Annotated in this window: 14 protein-coding genes and 3 tRNA genes; 8 read left to right on the top strand and 9 right to left on the bottom strand. The window is 41.5% G+C overall.

What is annotated here, in order from left to right:
- Positions 1-330: 330 nt before the first annotated feature.
- Positions 331-404, bottom strand: a tRNA-Pro gene (locus ACH30E_RS13140).
- 111 nt (positions 405-515) lie between these two features.
- Here ACH30E_RS13140 and ACH30E_RS13135 point away from each other — a divergent pair.
- Genes ACH30E_RS13135 through ACH30E_RS13105 form a run of 7 tightly spaced genes read left to right on the top strand, consistent with a single transcriptional unit; the run spans position 516 to position 6,534 of the window.
- Positions 516-1,778 (top strand): dihydroorotase, encoded by a 1,263-nt coding sequence (locus ACH30E_RS13135; protein ID WP_490825179.1) that lies wholly within the window; start codon positions 516-518, stop codon positions 1,776-1,778.
- Between the two features lie 12 nt (positions 1,779-1,790).
- Complete coding sequence (locus ACH30E_RS13130) at positions 1,791-2,333, top strand: DUF4199 domain-containing protein (protein ID WP_294992052.1); 543 nt, start codon at positions 1,791-1,793, stop codon at positions 2,331-2,333.
- Between the two features lie 7 nt (positions 2,334-2,340).
- Positions 2,341-3,285, top strand: a complete 945-nt coding sequence (locus tag ACH30E_RS13125) for a glycosyltransferase family 2 protein (protein WP_490825177.1) — start codon at positions 2,341-2,343, stop codon at positions 3,283-3,285.
- Between the two features lie 11 nt (positions 3,286-3,296).
- On the top strand, positions 3,297-4,433 hold the full coding sequence (locus ACH30E_RS13120; RefSeq protein WP_490825175.1) for a glycosyltransferase: 1,137 nt from the start codon (positions 3,297-3,299) through the stop codon (positions 4,431-4,433).
- Positions 4,434-4,446: 13 nt separating this feature from the next.
- Positions 4,447-5,025: a D-sedoheptulose-7-phosphate isomerase gene (locus ACH30E_RS13115; protein WP_294992059.1), complete on the top strand. Its 579-nt coding sequence runs from the start codon at positions 4,447-4,449 to the stop codon at positions 5,023-5,025.
- Between the two features lie 9 nt (positions 5,026-5,034).
- Positions 5,035-5,592: a D-glycero-alpha-D-manno-heptose-1,7-bisphosphate 7-phosphatase gene (locus ACH30E_RS13110; RefSeq protein WP_490825174.1), complete on the top strand. Its 558-nt coding sequence runs from the start codon at positions 5,035-5,037 to the stop codon at positions 5,590-5,592.
- A 51-nt stretch (positions 5,593-5,643) separates the two neighbouring features.
- Positions 5,644-6,534: a hypothetical protein gene (locus tag ACH30E_RS13105; protein WP_490825173.1), complete on the top strand. Its 891-nt coding sequence runs from the start codon at positions 5,644-5,646 to the stop codon at positions 6,532-6,534.
- 76 nt (positions 6,535-6,610) lie between these two features.
- Here the strand turns inward: ACH30E_RS13105 and lepA are convergent, their stop codons facing one another.
- Positions 6,611-8,395 (bottom strand): translation elongation factor 4, encoded by a 1,785-nt coding sequence (gene lepA, locus ACH30E_RS13100; protein ID WP_490825172.1) that lies wholly within the window; start codon positions 8,393-8,395, stop codon positions 6,611-6,613.
- Positions 8,396-8,561: 166 nt separating this feature from the next.
- On the opposite strand from lepA, the gene ACH30E_RS13095 reads away from it, so the two are divergent.
- The gene (locus ACH30E_RS13095; RefSeq protein ID WP_294992071.1) at positions 8,562-9,521 is read left to right on the top strand and encodes an ion channel; all 960 of its coding nucleotides are present in this window, start codon (positions 8,562-8,564) and stop codon (positions 9,519-9,521) included.
- A 72-nt stretch (positions 9,522-9,593) separates the two neighbouring features.
- Here ACH30E_RS13095 and tpiA read toward each other — a convergent pair whose 3' ends face one another.
- From tpiA to ACH30E_RS13060, 7 genes are all read right to left on the bottom strand, one after another.
- Positions 9,594-10,355: a triose-phosphate isomerase gene (tpiA, locus tag ACH30E_RS13090; protein ID WP_490825170.1), complete on the bottom strand. Its 762-nt coding sequence runs from the start codon at positions 10,353-10,355 to the stop codon at positions 9,594-9,596.
- A 105-nt stretch (positions 10,356-10,460) separates the two neighbouring features.
- Complete coding sequence (locus ACH30E_RS13085) at positions 10,461-11,618, bottom strand: putative sugar nucleotidyl transferase (protein ID WP_490825168.1); 1,158 nt, start codon at positions 11,616-11,618, stop codon at positions 10,461-10,463.
- A 31-nt stretch (positions 11,619-11,649) separates the two neighbouring features.
- Positions 11,650-12,237 (bottom strand): DUF1287 domain-containing protein, encoded by a 588-nt coding sequence (locus tag ACH30E_RS13080; protein WP_490825167.1) that lies wholly within the window; start codon positions 12,235-12,237, stop codon positions 11,650-11,652.
- Positions 12,238-12,352: 115 nt separating this feature from the next.
- A tRNA-Leu gene (locus tag ACH30E_RS13075) sits at positions 12,353-12,439 on the bottom strand.
- A gap of 46 nt (positions 12,440-12,485) precedes the next feature.
- A tRNA-Gly gene (locus ACH30E_RS13070) sits at positions 12,486-12,558 on the bottom strand.
- Between the two features lie 74 nt (positions 12,559-12,632).
- Positions 12,633-12,836, bottom strand: a complete 204-nt coding sequence (locus ACH30E_RS13065) for a hypothetical protein (protein ID WP_294992082.1) — start codon at positions 12,834-12,836, stop codon at positions 12,633-12,635.
- A gap of 40 nt (positions 12,837-12,876) precedes the next feature.
- Entirely contained in the window at positions 12,877-13,908 is a 1,032-nt protein-coding gene (locus ACH30E_RS13060) for a glycosyltransferase family 2 protein (protein WP_490825165.1), read from the bottom strand.
- Positions 13,909-14,079 lie beyond the last annotated feature (171 nt).

Raw genomic sequence — 14,079 nt, 5'->3', positions numbered from 1 at the left:
GTTTTTGTCGGCATCGAGACTTTAACGTCTCGACCAGATGACTGTCTTGCATAAAAAAAAGAGGTTAAGTAATCACTCAACCTCTTCTTCTGTCGGGACGACTGAATTCGAATGCCGACGTTTTTGTCGGCATCGAGACTTTAACGTCTCGACCAGATGACTGTCTTGCATAAAAAAAAGAGGTTAAGTAATCACTTAACCTCTTCTTCTGTCGGGACGACTGGATTCGAATGCCGACGTTTTTGTCGGCATCGAGACTTTAACGTCTCGACCAGATGACTGTCTTGCATAAAAAAAAGAGGTTAAGTAATCACTCAACCTCTTCTTTTGTCGGGACGACTGGATTCGAACCAGCGACCTCTTGCACCCCATGCAAACGCGCTACCGGGCTGCGCTACGTCCCGCACTACCCAAATCAGACATTCGCCATCAGACATCCGCCATCGAAATGGGGGTGCAAATATAGGGGTAAAAGAAAAATTCAGGTTATATTGCACAAAATTTTATACCCGCTAATGAAGATCCTCATCAGGCAGGCTAAGATCGCCGATATACAATCAACAAGCAACGGACAAACAAGGGATATTTTAATTGAGGATGGTATCATCACTAAAATTGCAGCCAAAATTGAGGCCCAGGCTGACCAGGAAATTTCAGCAGATGGCTTGGTTATTTCGCCGGGATGGGTCGACATTTTTGCGCACGGCTGCGACCCCGGATTTGAATTTAAAGAAACACTGGATACACTGGCAGCGTCTGCAGCAGCTGGTGGTTATACCCATGTATTTGCACTTCCCGACAATAAACCCGTAACTGACAATAAAGCACAGGTAGAATATATTCGACTTGGCTCACAACATTTACCTGCCAGCATACTGCCCCTTGCCGCCATCACCAAAAAAATGGAAGGCAGTTCCCTTGCAGAAATGTATGATATGCGAAACAGCGGAGCAGTTGCTTTCTCCGATGGATTAAGTCCCGTTCAATCACCGGGCCTCTTCCTCAAAGCATTACAATATGTAAAAGCATTTGAAGGCGTACTCATCCAACTTCCCATTGATAAAAGCATTGGTGCAGGCGGTTTAATGAATGAAGGCATTATATCTACGCAACTTGGTCTACCCGGTTTGCCAACTATAGCAGAAGAATTAATGGTGAAAAGAGATCTTGATCTCTTAAGGTATACAGGGTCTAAATTGCATATAACCGGTGTTTCTACGAACAATAGCATTGCTTTGATTAAGGCAGCTAAAGCAGAAGGGTTGTCTGTTTCATGTAGCGTAACACCTTATCATCTATTCTTCTGTGACGAAGACCTTCAGCAATATGATACAAACCTGAAGGTAAATCCCCCACTCCGCTCAAAAGCCGATATGATGGCGCTACGTAAGGCAGTAAAGGATGGTATTATTGATTGTATTGCTTCGCATCATATTCCGCAAGACTGGGATCACAAAACCTGTGAATTTGAATATGCAGCTCCGGGTATGCTCGGACTTCAAACCGCTTATGCTGCAGTTAATGAGGCTGTTCCGGGATTAAGTGACGAAGAAATAGCGGCATTATTTTCTCATAACGCACGTAATATTTTTGGTTTAGCCAAGACTAATATACAGGAAGGAGCTCAGGCAGAATTGACACTGTTTTCAAGAACAAAGAACAGTACGCTTACCAAAGCTACTTTGAAGAGTAAATCTGCCAATTCAGCCTTTTTGAACATGACCCTGAAAGGCGCAGTGGTGGCTACTTTGTATAAAGGTCAAATTCATCAACCATAAACTAACGGATACATGAAACCCAACTTAAACCAATCTGCCATTACTTATGGCGTTATTACCGGACTTATTTTTCTTGCACTCAATTTCGGCGGATGGGCAATGGCCAGCACTGATACATACGTATCAATCATTGGCATAACCACTTTTGTGCCTTATGTAATTGTTACGTTGATTATTGCGGGCATTAAACTTCGTAAGCAAAACGACAATTTGCTCACTTTTGCTGAAGCATTGAAGTTCACTTTTCTTGCATACGTAATCTATGCACTGATTGAAGCAGTTGGCAACTATGTTTTATATGCCATTGTAGACAAGGACCTCACCGCCAAAGTGATGGAAATTAGTCTTGCAAAAACACAGAAAATGATGGAAGCCTTTGGCGCCTCAGAACAACAAATGGAAGAGGCAATGGCCAGAGCCCAAAAAGAACCTCCACATACTTCTTTCAAACAGGTTTTCCTGGGACTTGGTATTGGATTAATCTGGAACTTTGTTAAATCTTTACTGATTAGCCTTGTTATCAGAAGAGAACCTAAATTCGAGGATCAATTATAAAATATTTATGGATTTATCAATAGTCGTTCCGCTGTTTAATGAAGATGAGTCACTCCCCGAATTATGCGGGTGGATTGAATCTGTTATGCAGCAGAACGGCTATTCTTATGAAGTAATCCTGGTAGATGATGGCAGTACCGATGCAAGCTGGGAAGTTATTCAGACCATCGGCAAAAAGAATGGCAACTTCAAGGGTATCAAATTTCAACGCAATTACGGAAAGTCTGCAGCATTAAATGAAGGCTTTAAAGCAGCAAGCGGTGATGTAATTATTACCATGGATGCTGATATGCAGGATTCACCAGACGAAGTTCCTGAACTCCGTCGCATGATTCTGGAAGAAGGTTATGATATGGTGAGCGGCTGGAAGAAAAAAAGATACGATAACACACTCACAAAAAACATCCCTTCCAAACTTTTCAATGCTGTAGCCAGAAAGAGTTCCGGAATTCGCTTACATGATTTTAACTGCGGTCTGAAAGCTTACAGAAAAAAAGTAGTGAAGAGTATTGAAGTATATGGTGAAATGCACCGGTATATACCAATACTGGCAAAATGGAGCGGGTTCAGAAAAATTGGCGAAAAAGTAGTTGAACATCGCCCACGTAAATATGGTGTCACCAAATTTGGCTGGCAACGTTTTGTAAATGGTTTTTTAGATCTGGCAACCATCATGTTCCTAGGTAAATTTGGCAAAAGACCCATGCAGTTTTTTGGACTACTGGGAACGCTATCCTTTCTTATCGGTTTTGGTGCCAGTATTTCACTCATCATATCAAAATTCATCTCTTCCGATTTTTCCTTAACCAACAGGCCAAGTTTTTATATTGCCCTAACCACTATGATCATTGGTATGCAGCTTTTCCTGACCGGATTTATTGCAGAACTGGTGGCCCGAAATGCTTCTGAAAGAAATGTTTACCTGATTGAAGAAAAATCAGGACTGGACTGACAGAATAATGCATGAATAAAAAAGTAATCATCATCGGATCTGCCTGGCCATTGAGAGGTGGCGGCATTGCTACTTTTAATGAAAGGCTGGCCCGCGAATTCATGCAGGATGGTTATGATGTACAGATATATAGCTTCTCTTTGCAATACCCTTCATTTCTTTTCCCAGGCAAATCGCAGTTTGGTAATGAACCCAAACCAAAAGACCTGGTAATTCATAGCTGCATCAATTCCATTAATCCATTTAACTGGTTTAGTGTTGGAAATAAGATTAAAAAAGAAAATGCAGACCTGGTTGTTGTGAGATACTGGTTGCCATTTATGGGCCCATGTCTCGGAACAATCTTACGCATCATCCGCAAGAATAAATACTCCAAAATAATTTGCATAGCCGATAATGTGATCCCGCACGAAAAAAGAATCGGCGATAAACTTTTCACCCGTTATTTCATCAAACCAATAGATGGTTTTATAACCATGAGTGAAAAAGTTTTGCAAGACCTAAAACAGTTTACCAATAAGCCCGCACTAGCAACCGTACATCCTTTGTACGATAATTTTGGTCCGCCAATACCAAAAGCAACTGCCCGGGAAAAACTTGGATTACCTACTGATCAACCCATTATTCTTTTCTTTGGCTTTATCAGAAAATACAAAGGGCTCGATTTATTACTCAGGGCCATGGCCATTGTGAAATCTACCATGACCAACCCTCCTGCCCTGCTGATTGCAGGTGAGTTTTATGAGGACCAACAGTCATATGAACAGTTGATCGATGAACTAGGTATCCGGGATATGCTTTATTTGAAAACCGATTTTATACCCGATAATGAAGTAAGCAACTATTTATGTGCGGCAGATTTTGTGATTCAACCCTATCGGCACGCTACGCAATCGGGTATTACTCCCCTTGCCTATCATTTTGAGAAGCCAATGATGGTAACCAATGTTGGCGCACTGCCTGCCATGGTTCCACATGAGCAGGTAGGCATCGTTACAGAACCTGATGCCAATGCCATCGCTAAAGGTATTTCAGATTTGTACAGGTTAGGAGAAGCGCATTTTTTGTTTCATCTTCGCAGTGAGAAAAAGAAGTACGACTGGCAGGTATTAACAGATAGTATCTGGCAACTGGCAGCTAAAAAATAAAGTCTTAGTACCCATGGCAAACAATATTTATACTATCATCGCTGAATCTATTGCAGTAAAGCAACAAATATTAAATGATGACGCACTGCAAAATACCGTGCAACAAATAACAGATGCCGTTGTTGCTGCATTTGAAGCAGGACATAAAGTAATGTTCTGTGGAAATGGTGGCAGTGCCGCGGATGCCCAACACCTGGCGGCTGAATTCTCCGGTCGTTTTTATAAAAACAGAAGAGCACTACCTTCAGATGCGCTGCATTGTAATAGCTCTTACCTTACTGCTGTAGCCAATGACTATAGCTATGATGATATTTATAGCAGACTGGTTGATGGCACAATGGAGAAAGGCGATGTATTAATTGGCATCAGCACTTCGGGCAATTCACCCAATATTGTCAAAGCTTTCGAAACCGCACGCAGTAAAGGAATTACCACAGTTGGCTTTACCGGAGCAACAGGTGGTAAAATGAAAGATCTTTCCGATTACCTGCTGAATATACCTTCTACCATTACCCCTCGGATTCAGGAAAGCCATATACTACTGGGACATATAATTTGCGAATTAACAGAAGCTGCAATATTTAAAGGATAAGCGTTTATTATGCTAGCATTAGATCAGGTTACCAATGACTGGACTTTATTTCTCGATCGCGACGGAGTGCTGAATCATGAAAAAAACAATGATTATGTACTGAATTGGGATGAGTTCAGGTTTTATGACGATACATTGCAGGCTCTGGCTTCCCTCAATAAATATTTTAAACATATCGTTCTTGTTACCAATCAAAAAGGTGTTGGTAAAGGAGTGATGAGTTTGGAAGACCTTAACCAGATTCATACCAATATGCTCAATGCCATTGAAGCATCAGGTGGCAGAATTGACCGTATTTATTTTTGTTCCGATTTGGCCGATGACTCCCCAAACCGTAAACCACAACCAGGCATGGCATTTCAGGCCAAACAAGATTTACCGGATATTGATTTCAATAAGAGTATCATGGTTGGTAATCGCCCGAGCGATATGCGGTTTGGCAGAAATGCGGGCTTACACACCGTTTACCTGGCTACCACCCACCCTGAAACAGCATTTCCACACCCAGATATAGACCTTCGCTTCAATAGTTTATTCGAATTTGCGCAAGCAATTGCTTCAGTATAAGAAAACCCTAAAACTGTATCACATCATTCGGATTCATTTAATTTTACAGTTATGAAGTCCCTGGTATATGTTCTACTGTTTTCATTTGGTCTTGTAAAAGCTTTTGCGCAGGATGACCGGATTATGCAGTTACAGCAGATGGAAGATGAACTCAAACCCCTGGCCTACTCCATCATGAATGACGATGATTTTGTTACCCGGTTTCGCTCCGACAGTGCATTCATCAGAGGGTTGGTTAAAGCTTTACGCACACCCCATTCTTTTCGCTATCGTTTTGATTCATTGATTACGATATCACAACTGTATGCGCCCGACAGTAGTTTCCGCATTTTTACCTGGCAGCTTCAGATGGAAGACTTGAATCATTTTCGCCAGAAAGGTGCGATACAAATGCGAACCGCAGATGGGTCATTAAAACTATTCCCTTTATTTGATGCTTCGAAATATACAGAAGCCCCTGTTGACTCTGTAAGAAATGCCCAAAACTGGATTGGTGCAGTTTATTACAATATCATTCAAACTAAATACAATAACCGTAATTACTATACACTTTTTGGTTATGATGAAAACGATTCACGCAGTACTAAAAAATGGATCGAAGTACTGACGTTTGATGTTAATGGAGCCCCGCTTTTTGGCGGCAGGTATTTTAACTACCGGGAAGACGACCTGAAACCTAAACAACCCGCTTTCCGGTTTTGCCTCGAGTTTAAAAAAGAAGCTAACGCTAAACTGAATTATGATCCTGAATTAGACATGATTGTACTTGCACATCTTACCAGTGAAGAAGGCGATAACAAAAAGAAACACACCCTTGTACCCTACGGCACTTTTGAAGGCTTTAAATGGCTTGGAGGGAAATGGGTACACCAGGCAGATATCAAAGAAGCCAACCCGGATGCCAGAGTGAATCCGGATCAGACGAGGAAGAAAAAACAGTAGAACAGAAGAATGTCCAATATCGAACATCGAAGTAAATACTTGGAAATTGGATATTGGACATTCTTCTGTTCTTCTGTTAATCTAGTTTCAGCACGGCTAGAAACGCTTCCTGCGGTACTTCTACGTTTCCTATTTGGCGCATGCGTTTTTTACCTTCTTTTTGTTTCTCGAGGAGTTTACGTTTACGGCTGATATCACCACCATAACATTTTGCGGTTACGTCTTTACGCATGGCGCTGATGTTCTCACGGGCGATTATTTTTGCACCGATGGCAGCCTGTATAGCGATCTGGAATTGTTGCTTTGGTAACAATTCTTTCAACTTCTCACATAATCTGCGGCCGAAGTCTTGTGCGCGGCTACGGTGAATAAGGGCACTTAAAGCATCTACTTTATCATTATTCAACAGGATATCCATTTTAACGATATCTGCTTCACGATATCCGATCGGATTATAATCGAAAGATGCATATCCACGCGTAGAGCTTTTTAATTTATCATAGAAATCGAATACGATTTCAGTAAGCGGCATTTCAAAGATCAATTCAACACGTGTAGGTGTAAGATAACTCTGGTTGATAAGGATACCACGCTTGCCCAAACAAAGGGTCATGATATTACCAATATAGTCTGGCAGTGTAATAATCTGCGCCTTAATGAATGGTTCTTCGATGCGATCGATTTTTACCACATCAGGCATTTCAGCCGGATTATTTACGATGATCTTTTCTCCCCTGGTTGTATATGCATTGAAACTTACGTTCGGAACAGTCGTAATCACGGTCTGGTTAAACTCACGTTCCAGTCTTTCCTGGATAATTTCCATGTGTAATAACCCAAGGAATCCGCAACGGAAACCAAAGCCAAGTGCCTGTGATGTTTCCAATTCAAAAGTGAGGGATGCATCGTTCAACTGCAATTTATCCATACAGTCGCGCAGCTCTTCAAACTCATCTGTATTAACGGGGAAGATACCAGCAAATACCATTGGCTTAACTTCTTCAAATCCGTTGATCATCTCACCTGGATTTGCAGCAAGGGTAATGGTATCACCTACTTTTACTTCTTTGGCATTTTTGATACCTGTAATAATATAACCTACATCACCGGCACGAACTTCATCTTTTGGAGTCATGGTAAGCTTTAACACCCCTACTTCATCTGCGAAGTAATCATTCCCTGATGCAACAAAACGAATTTTGTCTCCTTTCTTCAATACGCCATTGAGAATACGATAATAAACAATAATTCCTCTGAAACTATTGAATACACTATCAAAGATCAATGCCTGTAAAGGTGCGTCAGGATTGCCTTCCGGCGCGGGTATACGTTCAACAATGGCTTCAAGTATTTCTTCGATACCGATACCCGATTTACCGCTGGCCAGCAGGATATCTTCCTGTTTACAACCAATCAGATCAACAATCTGGTCGGTTACTTCCGGTATTTTGGCCCCATCCATATCAATTTTATTGATCACCGGAATAATTTCCAGGTCGTTCTCAATGGCCAGGTATAGGTTACTGATGGTTTGTGCCTGAATGCCCTGTGAAGCATCTACAAGCAACAATGCCCCTTCGCAGGCCGCAAGTGCCCGGCTTACTTCATAGCTGAAATCTACGTGGCCGGGTGTATCAATCAGGTTCAGCACATATTGCTCGCCTTTATAGTTGTAATTGATCTGTATGGCATGACTCTTAATCGTAATACCTTTCTCACGTTCCAGGTCCATGTCATCCAATACCTGGTCCATCATCTGACGCTCCGTAATGGTTTTGGTATGCTCCAATAAACGGTCTGCGAGCGTACTTTTCCCATGGTCAATATGCGCAATAATGCAAAAGTTCCTGATCTTCTTCATAAGTGCGCAAAGATAGGTTGAAAAGGGTCATGGATGAAGTGCCTGCCCATAAGGTTATACAGATTTCCAGTCTGTTTTCGGCTTTCCGGCCACCTATTTCGCCCTTGCAGGCACAGGAAACCTGCTTTTACCCTAAATTAGGGGTTAAAGCAGGTATGTGATACTTATGAGAAAACTGAATAAAAATGCCCAGGTTAACAACGAAACCGGCCTGGGAACCAATACCACCCTCAGTGGCAGAGGTCGTTTTTTTAACCGGGATGGTAATCCAAACATGGAAGTAAGAGGGATGATGTTGTGGGAAAGACTGAATATCTACCATTCTCTGCTCACCATGTCGATGTGGAAGTTTTTGTTGGTTGTGGTGATTTATTTTCTCGGCACTAACCTGATTTTTTCCGGTATTTATTACCTCATTGGCATTGAACACCTCGGTGGGTTAATGCAGGTGAAAGGACTGGAACTTTTTGGTGAAGTGTTTTTCTTCAGTGCCCAGACCTTTACAACGGTTGGTTATGGACGTATTAATCCGATGGGTTTTGCCGCAAGTTTTACGGCATCGATGGAGGCGCTTACCGGACTTATGACTTTTGCGATAGCCACTGGTATTATGTGGGGGCGCTTTTCAAGACCAAAAGCTTATATACGATACAGTAAAAATGCAATAGTGGCCCCCTTCAAAGACGGTATTGCACTTATGTTCAGGATGGTACCTTTTACAAAAAACTATCTCGTGAATGTGGAAGTAAAAGTTACACTGGCGATGCAGGTTACCGAGGACGGTCAACTGAAAAACCGCTTCTTTAACATGCCGCTTGATATTGCCAAAGCGAATACCATGACTGCCAACTGGACGTTGGTACATATTATTAATGAGGAGAGTCCCATGTATGGTTTTACCAAGGAAGACCTATCTAATGCACGTGCTGAGATGCTTGTATTTGTGCAGGGGTTTGATGAGAGTTTCTCTAATACGGTTATTTCACGTACTTCTTATACTTATGAGGAGTTTGTTTTTGGTGCTAAGTTTTTACCCATGTATCATCCGAGTGAGGACGGAATGAAAACAGTTTTGCACCTTGATCAGTTGGATGCTTACGAAGAAATTTTGTTACCGGTAAAATAGTTTTTTGAGAGAAGGATCGAACGCAGATTTTCATGCTGATCTGCGTTCGATCTTTACTTCGCATCAATTCTTCTATTTAAGCGAATCGATAATTACTTTAAACTCATCTGCTAAAAGTGAGGCACCTCCGACCAAACCACCATCAACATCTGGCTGGGTGAAGAGTTCTTTTGCATTGGATGCTTTTACACTTCCACCATAAAGAATGGTGATTTCATTGGCCACTGCAGCACCGTATTTTTTGCTGAGTTCAGCACGGATATAAGCATGCATTTCCTGAGCCTGCTCACTGGTGGCCGTTTTCCCTGTTCCTATTGCCCAGATTGGTTCGTAGGCGATTACCACTTGTTGCAGTTGTTCTGCCGTTAAGTGATACAATGATTCTTCGAGCTGCTTTGCCACATATTCATTTTGCGTACCAGCTTCACGGATACTCAGTGGTTCACCACAACAAAATATTGGAGTGATCTTATGCTCAAGGGCAATATTTACTTTCTCAGCGAGGAACTGGTTGCTCTCATTAAAATATTCTCTGCGTTCTGAATGTCCTAATACAACATGGGTTATACCGAGTGATTGTAACATGAGCACAGAAACCTCACCTGTATAAGCACCAGACTTTTTACTATAACAGTTTTGTGCAGCGATGGCGATGTTGGCATGACCTGCCACTTTTGCCTGTGCCATGGCCAGGTATGGTGAAGGAACTGCAAATACCACCTGTCTGTTTGCATTCAATTCGTAGGTATTCGCCAATAATTGATTAAGCAATTGTTCTCCTTCTGTGATGGATAGGTTCATTTTCCAGTTGGCGGCGGCTATTTGTTTCCTCATGACATATTTTATTTTAAGACCGCGAAAATAGGCCTTTTTCTTCAGTGTATTTCAGTGTATTCAGTGGCATTTAATTGCCACAGAGTTCACAGAAGGCCACTGAAATTATTGTTGAGAGAGATAGAGGAGGATTTTCTTTTCGATCTCTGTGATTTCTTTCTGCTTAAGCTGCTTCCAGTTATCAATATCAGTAAAAGCTTTATCCATATTGTATTTCACACCTTTGCATCCCCAACTGAAATCGGGGATGATATTGGGTAGCAATCCTTCTCCGAATACATTTGCACTCACACCAATTACTGATCCTGTATTGATCGCAGAATTGATGGCTGTGCGGGAGTAATCGCCCATCATAACCCCGCATTTGTTACCTGCTTCGAGGTAATCATTGGCTGCTTCAACCCAAACTTTAATAATGCCGGCATTATTTTTCAGGTTACTATTACTGGTGCCTGCCCCCCAGTTACACCACTCACCTATTACTGAATCGCCCATATAACCATCATGTGCTTTATTGGAATAACCCATCATGATGCTGTTCTTAATTTCACCTCCGCCCATGCAATACGGCCCTAAGCTAGTGGCGCCGTATATGCGGCTATTCATTTTAAGTACCGATTGCTCACCCATCGCAAAAGGTCCACGTATTGCGGTCCCTTCCATTACAACCGCATTCTTTCCAATATAAATAGGGCCCGTGGTTGAGTTTAGTATACAATGTTCTACGCTTGCACCTGGTTCAATAAAGATTTGTCCTTGCCCAATGACATGGTTGGTATTCGGAATGCCAATAGAAGTTTTATGTTTTGAAACCCAATCAAAATCGAAGCGCAAGAAGTAGTCGTTCCATTGCATCATATGCCAGGGGTAAACTATTCTATCTGCAAGTGGGTGATCATGGATATCGGTGAATGGACGTAAACTTTCACTTGTATTAAATGCTGCAAAATCGATATTGGTTTTACCCAGGATTAGTCCGGTTTCGTCTGCCCAGCAGGAGCCGTTTGAAAGACCGGCAATTTTATCGATCAATGCAGGTGTAGGTATTAGAGAAGCATCGATCCAGGTATGTAACTCTTGAGGTGGTATAGGGAATTCATCTTGCAGGTATTGTTCCGTATGCACAAAAATTTCCATACCAGTCAGTTGTTGCCAGCGTTCTGCAATGGTATAGATTCCCATACGCAAGTTTGCTATCGCCTTGGTTTTGGTAAAGGGGAATAAGTTTTTCCTGTGCAGTGGATCGAACAATATGATTGCCATGATTCAAACCTACAGGAAAATGGTGAAAAACTTATCTCATATACCTGAAATGACCGATGATTTGGTAACTGAAAAGGCAGTCTTCTATCACCTGTCCATTGCCAATATTATGCATAATAAGGTATCGCTTATGATCTAATGATCGCTGTTTTACCAGCAACCCAATATGTTTCATACCACGAGGAAGTAACCAGCAAACAATATCGCCCGGTTGGTAATCAACCGGATTATTGGTAATTGGAACAGCAGCTCCCTTCCTTTTAAAAAAGGTTATAAGATTAGGCACTCGTCTATGGTCAATATTTTTATCTGTACTACGTAATCCCCAATAGGTGGGATAGGCTGAAAAATTTCGAACCATATCTTCATGTACGAGTTGTTGTAAATCGATCTGTAGTTTTCGGTACGTTCGTATAATCACATCTGTACATACTCCTTTATCTGGTGGTACATCACCTTTTGGATAGGCGATTGAATAATAAGATAAATCGTAAACAACCTTTTGTTTAGTAAGCGTTGCTGCCGAATCTGCCAGCCGTTGGTAAAAGCCGGGCTGAGATTTAGATATGGTGGTAAAAAAAAGGGATATAAAAATTGTAGTAATTGTATTGAACCGCATAAGCAAATCATTTTGTTCTGTTGAAATGCTGCAGTTAACTTTTTACATAAAAAACTTTGTTAATTTGGTTACCCTTGTAAACAAAAAAGTCGTTCAAAATTTGAACGACTTTTTGTGCCCCAGGCGGGAATCGAACCCGCACTCGCTTTTTCGGCGAACAGGATTTTAAGTCCTGCGTGTCTACCAGTTCCACCACCAGGGCAGGTGGTTAAAAAAAATCCCGTCACGCATGACGGACGGGATTCCTGAGCGGAAGACCGGGCTCGAACCGGCCACCCCGACCTTGGCAAGGTCGTGCTCTACCAAATGAGCTACTTCCGCAATCGATATAAGAACTTAATCGGGAGTGCAAAAATAGGATTCTGCTGTTCCTGACAAAATTTTTTTATGATTTTTTATTTGTACTCAGGCGTGTATTTACTGCTACCCTGCACCTCTACATCAGGCTTTCCTTTATAACGCTGGTTATAAAGACGGTAACAACCTCCTAATACAAATGCAAGGATGCAAAACACCTGCAGATAAAAAAGGAAACGTGATGAATTTACCCAGTTCCTGGTAAAATCTTTTTCCTGTGTTGCTTGTTGTTCGTTCGACATAGTTTTGAATTGCAGTGCAAAAATAAGGCAGCAGTTTTGATTATAAAATCTTTCTGCCAATAATTTCCCTGAAACGGGTTTGTTTCTTTATAAAATAGTTCCACACAACCGTGCCTGTATACACGCCCTCCAACGATTTCATCGATTTTGGCTTTTGTCTGTATTTTTTATCCCCGCCCCTCATCCAAATGCCAACAACCGCCCAATGCGCCTTTACAATAGCCTTAAAAAAGTCTTTATCTCCTGCCAATAATCCCTTCCACGCCGAAACACCATCCAGGGTAAACCTCAATGGTATTTTCCATATTTTTTCTGACCAACGAAGGTTCTTTCCCAACATCAATAAATTATTCCGGAAATTCAGGAACACTTTTCTCCCTCCTCTTGGTAATGTGCCACCACCTACATGGTATACAACTGATTTTGGACAACTCATGATTCGGTATCCAGCCAATTGCATGCGCCAACATAAATCAATTTCTTCCTGGTGTGCAAAAAAGTGATGATCCAAGCCTCCCATTTCGTGGTAAACAGATGCCCTTACAAACATCGCTGCTCCCGAGGCCCAGAATACAGGTTCATTGTTTTCATATTGTCCCTCATCCTTTTCACAAACATCAAAAACTCTCCCACGTGAAAAAGGGTAACCTAAACTATCGATCCACCCTCCTGCTGCTCCAGCATATTCAAACAATGTGGGTTGATGATAGGATAATAACTTTGGCTGACAAGCAGCAATACGTGTATCCGATTCCATCAGGGTTATAACCGGTTCAATCCAATTCGGTGTTACCGCAACATCCGAGTTAAGTAATACATAGTAATCGGCCTGCACTAACGACAAAGCCCAATTATACCCTCCTGCAAAACCTTCGTTATTGAGGTTATAATGGCATTCAATATCCGGATACCTGCTTCTTACAAATTCCATTGAATCATCTGTAGATGCATTATCAGCCACTACAATCCGCTTATTCGGATAGGTAGATGCAATAACTGAAGGAAGAAAAGTTTCGAGGTGATTCCTTCCATTATAATTAAGGATAACAATAGCGACAGACGGAAAAGACAAGTACGGTTTATTTTGTTACGAAAATAAGGATTTGCATGTGGTAAAAAAGGTGAAATTATTGAACTAAGATACCTCGATACAAATATTTAAATTATTGTACGCATTTTTTGCCACTGATTCACAGATTAGCGATGGTTAATCTGTGAATCAGTGGTTTTTTATCATCGCAAT

Source organism: Sediminibacterium sp. FW305-C-61, assembly GCF_058231065.1.
This window is presented reverse-complemented; position numbering and strand designations above follow the sequence as displayed.